Consider the following 7,443-nt stretch of genomic DNA (forward strand, 5'->3'; position numbering starts at 1 on the left):
GACCGACCGAATACCATGAGCCGAATCCTGACCCTGGCCCTGTCCAAGGGACGCATCCTGGAAGAGACCCTGCCGCTGCTCGCCCGCTGCGGGATCGAGCCCGCCGAGGATCCGGACGCCAGCCGCAAGCTGATCATCGGGACCAACCGCGAGGATGTGCGGCTGCTCGTGGTGCGCGCCTCGGACGTGCCGACCTACGTCGAGCACGGCGGCGCCGACCTCGGCGTGGCCGGGCGGGACGTGCTCCTCGAGCACGGTGGTGACGGCCTCTACGACCCGGTGGATCTGGGCATCGCCCGGTGCCGGCTGATGGTGGCCGGGCCGCCGGACGGTCCGCCCCCCGGGCGTCGTCCGCGCGTGGCCACCAAGTTCGTCCATCTGGCGCGCCAGCACTTCGCTGCGCAGGGCCGCCAGGCCGAGATCATCAAACTCTACGGCTCCATGGAGCTGGCGCCGTTGGTTGGCATGGCCGATCTCATCGTGGACCTGGTCGACACCGGGAACACCCTGCGCGCCAATGGGCTGGCGCCGCTAGAGGAGATCATGCCGATCAGCTCGCGGTTGGTCGTCAACAAGGCGTCGCTGAAGACCAGCCCGCGCAGGCTGGGGACGCTGATCGACGATCTGGCTGCGGCGGCGCGCGCCAAGGACACCAGTTAGCTTTATCGCGAGGGGGAACCATGGTCGACATCAAGCGGCTGAGCACCACGCAACCCGACTTCTGGGACAGCCTCGATGCCCTGACGAGCTGGGGCAGTCATCCGGGCGCTTCCATCGAGCAGCGGGTCGCCGAGGTGGTCGAGGGCGTGCGCACCGGCGGTGACGCAGCCGTGCTGGACTATACCCGGCGGTTCGATGGTCGGGAGGTGGACTCGATGGCGGCCCTGGAGATTCCAGCCGAGGAGGTGGCGGCGGCCCACGAGCAGGTGGCCCCCGAGATGCGCGAGGCGCTGGAACAGGCCGCCGCGCGGATTCGCGACTACGCCGGGCGCCAGCGCCTGGAGTCCTGGGTCTACGAGGATGCCGACGGCAATCGCCTCGGCCAGCAGGTGACGGCCCTCGACCGGGTCGGCGTCTACGTCCCCGGTGGCAAGGCCGCCTACCCCTCGTCGGTGCTGATGAATGCCGTCCCCGCCCGGGTGGCCGGGGTGCAGGAGATCGTCATGACTGTTCCGGCCCCGGGGGGTGAGCTGTCGCCGCTTGTGCTGGCCGCTGCCCACGTCGCCGGGGTCGACCGCATCTTCACCCTGGGCGGGGCGCAGGCGGTGGCGGCGCTGGCTTACGGCACCGAGACCGTGCCCGCCGTGGACAAGGTCGTCGGTCCCGGCAATGCTTACGTGGCCGAGGCCAAGCGACGGGTCTACGGGGTGGTGGGCATCGACATGATCGCCGGCCCCTCCGAGGTGCTGATCATCAGCGACGGTCAGGCCGACCCCGAGTGGATCGCCATGGACCTGTTCTCCCAGGCCGAGCACGATGAGGAGGCCCAGGCCCTGCTGGTCTGCCCCGATTTCGTCTTCCTCGACCAGGTGCAGGCGGCCATGGAGCGCCTGCTGCCAGACATGGAACGCTCCGAGATCATCCGCACCTCGCTGGCCGAGCGCGGGGCGCTGATCTGCGTCCGCGATCTTGAGGAGGCGCAGCGGGTGGCCAACTATGTGGCCCCCGAGCACCTAGAGCTGTCCGTTACCGAGCCCGACCGGTTGGCCGAGGGGATCCGCCACGCCGGGGCGATCTTCCTGGGGCACTACAGCGCCGAGTCGTTGGGTGATTACTGCGCCGGCCCCAACCATACGCTGCCGACCTCGCGGACAGCGCGCTTCGCTTCGCCCCTGGGGGTTTATGACTTCCAGAAGCGTTCCACCACCCTGGCTTGCTCCCCCGCCGGCGCCGCGGCGCTGGCCGGAACCGCCGCAGTGATGGCCCGCGGCGAGGGGCTGACCGCTCATGCCCGGTCGGCGGAGTATCGTGGTCAGGCGGAGGAGAGCAACGGTGACTGAGGTCGAGGCGCGGGTCGCCCGCTGGGTGCGGCCGCAGGTGCAGGCGCTGGAGGCCTATCAGGTCGCCGAGCCGGGCAGGGCGATCAAGCTCGACGCCATGGAGAGCCCCTGGGCCTGGCCCGGGGCCCTGGAGGAGGCCTGGCTCGAGCGGATGCGCTCGGTGGCGGTAAACCGCTACCCGGATCCGGCAGCGCGGCAGCTGAAGGCGCTATTGCGCGAGAGCCTGGGCGTGCCGAAGGGTGCCGATTTGCTGCTCGGCAATGGCTCCGACGAACTCATCCAGCTCATCGATCTGGCAGTGGCCGGCAGCGGGCGCACCGTCATGGCGCCGGGGCCGAGCTTTGCCATGTACCGGATCATCGCCAACCTCACCGGGGCCGAGTACGTGGAAGTGCCCCTGGGGCCGGAGTTCGGGCTCGACCTCCCGGCCACCCTGGAGACCGCTTCGGTGCATTGTCCCGCGGTCACCTACCTGGCCCACCCCAACAATCCCACCGGCAACGGCCTGGACCTCGATGCCGTGGCCGAGCTGGTGGCGCAGAGCGACGGGCTGGTGGTGGTCGACGAGGCCTACGCACCCTACGCCGACAGCAGCTTCCTCCCGCGGGTGCTCGAGTTCCCCAACTGTATGGTGCTACGCACCCTCTCCAAGGTCGGCCTGGCCGGGTTGCGGGTCGGGGTACTGATCGGTCATCCGGCCTGGATCGAGCAGCTGGAGAAAGGCCGTCTGCCCTACAATCTGGGCAGCCTGGCGCAGGCCAGTGCCGCCTTCGCCGTCGAGCACCAGGAGGCACTGGACCGCGCCGTGGCCCATGTCCTCGCCGAGCGGGCTCGTCTGGTCGAGGAGCTGCCGGCGGTGCCCGGGGTGGAGTACGTGGCCCCGACCGAGACCAACTTCCTCACCTTCCGCGTTCCTCAGGGCAGTGCCGACGCCGTTCACCGCGGGCTGCTGGATCGAGGGGTGCTGATCAAGCGCCTGCATGGCAGCCATCCGCGCCTGGAAGACTGCCTGCGCGTGACCGTTGGCCGGCCGGAGGAGAACAACCGCTTCCTCGAGGCGCTGGCCGAGACGCTTGCCGTCGCGGTGTAAGGGGCGCCCGCCGCGCCCGTCTTCGGGGGCGGCGGGCGGGGCCCCTCAGCGCCGGCCGGGTCGGCTGGGCTGCTGCATGTCGGGGCGTTCGCCCAGTGTGACGGAGGTCGAGAACGGCTCTTGGTCGCGGTAGCCGGCGACCTCCATCTCGGTACCGGGTGCCGCCTCGCTGGCGGCCTGCAGCAGGTCCTGGACGTCGCGGATGCGCTGTTCGCCGAGTTGGATGATGATATCGCCGGCCTGCAGGCCGGCCTGATCCGCCGGGCCCCGGGGCAGGACGTGGGTGATCGCCACGCCCTCGGTATCCGGCGGGTGCCCGAAGGATTCGGCGAGCGCCGGCGTCAGTCGCTGCGCCTGCACCCCGAGCCAGCCGCGTACCACGCGGCCGTACTGGATCAGGTCGGCCATCACCGCCTGGGCGATCCCCGCTGGAATGGCAAAACCGATGCCCTGGGAGCCGCCGCTGCCGCTGAAGATCGCGGTGTTGATCCCCACCAGCCGGCCTTCGGCGTCGACCAGCGCGCCGCCGGAGTTGCCCGGGTTGATCGCGGCATCGGTCTGCAGGAAGTTCTCGAAGGTCGACAGCCCCAGTTGGTCGCGTCCGGTGGCGCTGATGATCCCGTGGGTCACGGTCTGCCCGACGCCGAAGGGGTTGCCGATGGCCAGCACGACATCGCCGACGCGCACCCGCTCGTCCCGGGCGAAGGTGATCACCGGCAGCCGCTCGGCCTCGATGCGCAGTACCGCCAGGTCGGTCTCCGGGTCCCGGCCGACCACCGTGGCCGCCTTCTGGCGCCCGTCGGCGAGCAGTACCTGGATCTGATCGGCCTCGTCGATGACGTGGTGATTGGTGACGACGTAACCGTCCTCGGCGACGATGACCCCGGAGCCGAGGCTGGTCTCGGTGCGCTGGCGCTCGCGGGTGGGCGGCTCGCCGAAGAAGCGCCGGAACAGCGGATCATCGAACCCGGGCGGTACCAGCTGCTCGGTGACCTGCTTGACGGTGAAGATGTTCACCACCGCGGGCGCGGCCCGCTCGACGGCGTCGGCATAGGAAACCGGGCCCTGCCCGGTGGGGGTGGCCTCGGGTGCGTCATTTGGTCGCGCCGGCGGCGGGGTCTCGCGGTCGTCGTCCGCGGTGATCTCGACGCGCGGCGTCAGCGGCCCGAGTAGGTCGGGGTTGACCCACACGATGACCAGTGCCAAGACCAGGCCCAGCCCGGTGTAGCCGACAAGAAAGCGGATCCACTCGGGCCCCTGCAGGCCCAATGGCCGCCACCCGGATCGTCCTGCTAGCCTCATGAAGAACGCCTGCATTGAGAATCGGGAACATGGTGCATCGAAACCGCCTTGAAGCATACCTGAACGAGCTGCTCACCCCGGCTGAGTACACCGACTACGCGCCCAATGGCCTGCAGGTGGAAGGGTGCGAGGAGATCGCCACGGTGGTCACCGGGGTGACCGCCAGTGCCGCCCTGGTGGAAGCGGCGTGCGATCTCGACGCCGACGCCTTGATCGTCCACCACGGCTACTTCTGGAAGGGCGAGGATCCGCGGGTGGTGGGCATGAAGGCCCGCCGTCTGCGGCGGCTTATCGGGGCGGGGGTCAACCTCTTCGCTTACCATCTGCCCCTGGACGTGCACCCCGAGCTGGGCAACAACGCCGGGTTGGCGCGCCTGCTGGGGCTGCAGACCGACGGCCGGCACGCTGCCAAGGGGGTGCCCGGGTTGCTCTGGTCCGGGGCGCTGCCCGGGGCGGAAACCCCGGTGGCCTTCGCCGCGCGGCTCGAGCAGGCGCTGGGTCGGGCGCCGCTTCACGTCGACGGGGGGCCGGCGGCCATCCGCCGGGTCGCCTGGTGCAGTGGCGGGGCCGACGGCTTGATCGACCAGGCGGCGGATCTTGGCGTGGACGCCTTTATCTCCGGCGAGCTCTCGGAGCCCACCACCCACGTCGCCCGGGAGCGGGGGCTCCATTATCTGGCCGCCGGGCACCATGCCACCGAGCGCAGCGGCGTGCAGGCGCTGGGGTCGCATCTGGCCGAAGCCCTCGGCCTGGACCACCACTACGTGGAGATCGATAACCCGGCCTAGACATGACGTATCACGGTCAATGTAATAGCCTATCGGCAAACCCGGGGGTGTCCGGGCGGCCAGTCGCTGCCTTGACGCCCGGCGATGCGATGTACGAAGCTTACGCGCTGCTTGTATACCCCGTATCCCCGGACACGGCAGGGAGCCGCGACGGGCGGGCGTGTCGGGTGCGGGGGACCAGGACCGGGGAGCTGTCGGTGCCGCAGGACCGGCTCCCGGAGGACACTAAGCTCGTCATCGGCGAGGATACCGAAGACGAAGAGGAGGGCGCGGCGTGATGAACCGTCTCAATCTCAGCGGTCTGCAGCAGTGGATGGATGACCGCTATCCCATGACGAGTACTTGGCGGTACCACATGACCGAGTACTACGTCCCCAAGAACGTCAACTGGTGGTACCTGTTCGGATCGCTCTCGATCCTGGTCCTTGTGATCCAGATCGTGTCCGGCATCTGGCTGATGTTCTACTACCAGCCCTCCGTCGAGCGCGCATTCTCCTCAGTGGAGTTCATCATGCGCGACGTGGACTGGGGCTGGTTGATGCGCTATATGCACACGACGGGCGCATCGGCGTTCTTCCTGGTCGTGTACCTGCACATGTTCCGGGGGCTGCTCTACGGCTCCTATAAGAAGCCGCGCGAACTCCTCTGGATCACCGGCGTGCTCATCTACCTCGTCTTGATGACCGAGGCGTTCATGGGCTACGTGCTGCCCTGGGGGCAGATGTCGTACTGGGCGGCGCAGGTGATCATCGCCCTGGCGGGTGTCATCCCGGTGGTCGGTGACGAGCTGGTGATCTGGCTGCAGGGCGGCTTCGTCGTCAACGAGGCGACGCTGGGCCGGCTCTTCGCCCTCCATGTGGTGGCACTGCCGCTGGTCCTGATCGCGCTGGTCTTCGTCCACATCGTCGCCCTGCACCATGTCGGCTCCAGCAGCCCCGACGGCGTCGAGATCAAGCAGAACAAGGACGAGAACGGCAAGCCGATCGACGGTGTCGGGTTCCACCCGTATGTCACGGTCAAGGACATGTTCGGCTGGGGCATCTTCCTGATCCTGTTCTGCGCGGTGATGTTCTTCGCGCCGACCTTCGGTGGCTATTTCATCGAGGCGCCGAACTTCCAGGAGGCCAACCCGCTGCAGACGCCCGAGGTGATCCATCCGATCTGGTACTTCACGGCGTGGTACGCCATGCTGCAGTCGATCCCGAGCGAGGCCCTGGGCGTGATCGTCATGCTGGCGGCGCCTGGCATCCTGCTCTTCCTGCCCTGGATCGACCGCAGCCCGGTGAAGTCCATCCGCTATCGCGGTCTCGGCTTCAAGATCGCGCTGACCGCCTTCACGGTGTCCTTCCTGGTGCTGACCTGGGCCGGGATGGAGGAGCCCACGGGCCTGCCGATCCTGCTGAGCCAGATCTCGACCGTGATCTACTTCGGGTTCTTCGTCTTCCTCTGGGTCTACACCTACTACGGGTTCGAGAAGACGAAGCCTGTTCCGGAAAGGGTGACCGTCTGACATGAGCATGAAAAAGAAGACCGGAATCGCACTGGGCGCATTCCTCACCCTGGCCTTCACCGGCGCGGTGAAGGCCGAGGTGGGGATGATGGAGCCGAACATCAGCCATCACGACCGGGAGTCCATCCGCAAGGGCGCCGAACTCTTCGCCGACTACTGCGTCGGCTGCCACTCGGTGGAGTACCTGCGCTACCAGCGGCTGGCCGATGACGTCGGCCAGGACGAGGACTGGGTCGAAGAGAAGATCATGCGCGGCAACTTCGAGTTGCACGAGCCGATCATCTCGCCCATGGATCCCGAGGACGGCGAGAACTGGTTCGGGCTGACGCCGCCGGATCTCTCCCTGACCTCCCGGGTGGAGGGCGATGACTGGATCTACACCTACCTCAACACCTTCTACGTCGATGAAGACGCCGAGGTGGGTTACAACAACTACGTCCAGGAAGGCACCTCCATGCCGCACATCCTGTTCGCCCTGCAGGGTGATCAGAAAGCGGTCAGGGACGACGATGGCAACATCGTCGACTTCGAGATCATCGAGGGTGCCGAGGGCAAGCTGAGCGAAGAGGAGTACCGCGAGGTCACCGCGCAGCTGACGGCGTTCCTGTCCTACGCCGGTGAGCCCATCCGGGCGGACCGCGAGCGGATGGGGGTCTGGGTGATCCTCTTCCTGATCGTCATGACCGGTGTCTTCTATCTCCTGTACAAGGAGTTCTGGCGAGATATCAAGAAGTGACCGCCGGGGGGGGGGGG

Annotated in this window: 8 protein-coding genes; 7 read left to right on the plus strand and 1 reads right to left on the minus strand. The window is 67.9% G+C overall.

All coding sequences use genetic code 11. The annotated features are described in order from the left end of the window. Positions 1–15 precede the first annotated feature (15 nt). From hisG to hisC, 3 genes are read left to right on the plus strand one after another with little or no spacing between them, the layout of a single operon-like run. Positions 16–660 carry an ATP phosphoribosyltransferase gene (hisG, locus tag LRG07_RS08565; protein WP_201172634.1) on the plus strand — a complete coding sequence of 215 codons (645 nt, stop codon included), beginning with the start codon at positions 16–18 and terminating at the stop codon, positions 658–660. 20 nt (positions 661–680) lie between these two features. Beyond that, positions 681–2,000 (plus strand): histidinol dehydrogenase, encoded by a 1,320-nt coding sequence (gene hisD / locus LRG07_RS08570; protein WP_238633536.1) that lies wholly within the window; start codon positions 681–683, stop codon positions 1,998–2,000. Next, positions 1,993–3,090: a histidinol-phosphate transaminase gene (gene hisC / locus LRG07_RS08575; RefSeq protein ID WP_238633537.1), complete on the plus strand. Its 1,098-nt coding sequence runs from the start codon at positions 1,993–1,995 to the stop codon at positions 3,088–3,090. Before hisD ends, hisC begins: the two co-directional genes overlap by 8 nt. A 45-nt stretch (positions 3,091–3,135) precedes the next feature. Here the strand turns inward: hisC and LRG07_RS08580 are convergent, their stop codons facing one another. After that, positions 3,136–4,392: a trypsin-like peptidase domain-containing protein gene (locus LRG07_RS08580; protein WP_201172619.1), complete on the minus strand. Its 1,257-nt coding sequence runs from the start codon at positions 4,390–4,392 to the stop codon at positions 3,136–3,138. 29 nt (positions 4,393–4,421) lie between these two features. On the opposite strand from LRG07_RS08580, the gene LRG07_RS08585 reads away from it, so the two are divergent. The 4 genes from LRG07_RS08585 (at position 4,422) to LRG07_RS08600 (ending at position 7,426) form a co-directional block, all read left to right on the plus strand. Further along, positions 4,422–5,180 carry a Nif3-like dinuclear metal center hexameric protein gene (locus tag LRG07_RS08585; RefSeq protein ID WP_201172616.1) on the plus strand — a complete coding sequence of 253 codons (759 nt, stop codon included), beginning with the start codon at positions 4,422–4,424 and terminating at the stop codon, positions 5,178–5,180. A gap of 89 nt (positions 5,181–5,269) precedes the next feature. Next, positions 5,270–5,458, plus strand: coding sequence for a hypothetical protein (locus tag LRG07_RS08590; RefSeq protein WP_201172609.1), 189 nt, complete (start codon positions 5,270–5,272; stop codon positions 5,456–5,458). Next, complete coding sequence (locus LRG07_RS08595; protein WP_201242360.1) at positions 5,458–6,690, plus strand: cytochrome bc complex cytochrome b subunit; 1,233 nt, start codon at positions 5,458–5,460, stop codon at positions 6,688–6,690. The genes LRG07_RS08590 and LRG07_RS08595 overlap by 1 nt, the downstream gene beginning before the upstream one ends. Before the next feature lies 1 nt (position 6,691). Further along, positions 6,692–7,426 (plus strand): cytochrome c1, encoded by a 735-nt coding sequence (locus tag LRG07_RS08600; protein WP_201242362.1) that lies wholly within the window; start codon positions 6,692–6,694, stop codon positions 7,424–7,426. Positions 7,427–7,443: the final 17 nt, after the last annotated feature.

Origin of the sequence: Halorhodospira sp. 9622 (assembly GCF_022228025.1) — a bacterium.
GTDB classification, from domain to species: domain Bacteria; phylum Pseudomonadota; class Gammaproteobacteria; order Nitrococcales; family Halorhodospiraceae; genus Halorhodospira; species Halorhodospira halophila_A.